Source organism: Falsiroseomonas oryziterrae (genome assembly GCF_021864505.1).
Taxonomy (GTDB): Bacteria; Pseudomonadota; Alphaproteobacteria; order Acetobacterales; family Acetobacteraceae; genus Falsiroseomonas; species Falsiroseomonas oryziterrae.
In genome coordinates this window covers 1-1,087 of the sequence record NZ_JAKJIB010000607.1, presented here as the reverse complement: position 1 = coordinate 1,087, position 1,087 = coordinate 1, and the positions used below count along the sequence as shown (strand labels likewise).

Here is a 1,087-nt window from a genome sequence, read left to right as displayed (position 1 = left end):
CGCCGCGCCGCGCGCGCCAGGTCTGCGCCGTGGTGCTCGCGGCCGGACGCTCGCGCCGCATGGCGCCGCTCAACAAGCTGCTGGTGACGGACGGCAAGGGCGCGCCGATGATCGCGCGCGTGGTGGACAACGTGCTCGCCTCGCGCGCGCGCCCGGTGATCGTGGTGACGGGCCATGAGCGCGAACGGGTGGAGGAGGCGCTGGCCGGCCGCCCCGTGATCTTCGCCCATGCCGAGGATTACGCCGAAGGCCTCTCCGCCTCGCTCAAGGCGGGGCTCCGCGCCGTGCCGCCGGAGGCGGAAGGGATGTTGGTCTGCCTCGGCGACATGCCGCTGGTGGACGGGCCGATGCTCGACCGGCTGATCGCCGCCTTCGACCCGGAGGAAGGCCGCGCCATCGTGCAACCGACCTATCGCGGCAAGCAGGGCAACCCGATGCTCTGGTCGCGCGAATTCCTGGACGAGATGCTGGCGGTCACCGGCGATGTCGGCGCGCGGCACATCGCCGCGAAGCATGCCGAGCGGCTGGTCGAGGCGGAGATGCCGAGCGATGCCGTGCTGCGCGACTTCGACACCACGGATGCGCTGAAGGCGCTGCCGGAGTTCGCGGGGAAGAAGTAGCGGGGCGGAGTACCCTCTCCCGCGAGGGGAGAGGGCTTTCGTTGCCGGCGCCTGCGGTCAGGCGGTGACCGGCGCGCCGCGGCGCAGCGCGATCGCCTGCAGCGCGGCGAAGCCCACCACGGCCATCGCCTGCGCCAGCACGAAGGCGACGCCGAGCGCGGTCGGCGCGAAGGCCGGCAGCGCGAGCAGCAGCAGGCTGTCCGCCACCCAGATGACATTCACCGCGATCACCACGCGGACGGCGTTGCGGGACGGCGCGGCGCTGCGGCCGAGCGCGGCGACAAGGCCTGCATAGGGGATCAGCACCAGCCCGGCGCCGAGCAGCAAGGCCTGCGGCAGGCCGAGCAGGCCGGCCAGCGGCCCGGCGGCGCCGGCCAGCAGCAGGCGCATCGCGGCGCTGGGCGCGGCGTCGCCGAGCAGCGCGATGCGGAGCAGCGGGGGCGAGGCGATCGCGGGGGAAGCCAGGG

At 74.3% G+C, this 1,087-nt stretch carries 2 protein-coding genes; one reads left to right on the top strand and one right to left on the bottom strand.

All coding sequences use genetic code 11. The features are described 5' to 3' along the window. Positions 1-620: nucleotidyltransferase family protein (locus L2I40_RS23575; RefSeq protein ID WP_237217780.1), on the top strand; the 620-nt coding region annotated here is incomplete at its 5' end. A gap of 57 nt (positions 621-677) precedes the next feature. On the opposite strand, the gene L2I40_RS23570 is transcribed toward L2I40_RS23575, so the two are convergent. Beyond that, a partial coding sequence (locus L2I40_RS23570; protein ID WP_237217779.1) for a hypothetical protein occupies positions 678-1,087 on the bottom strand: 410 nt, incomplete at its 5' end.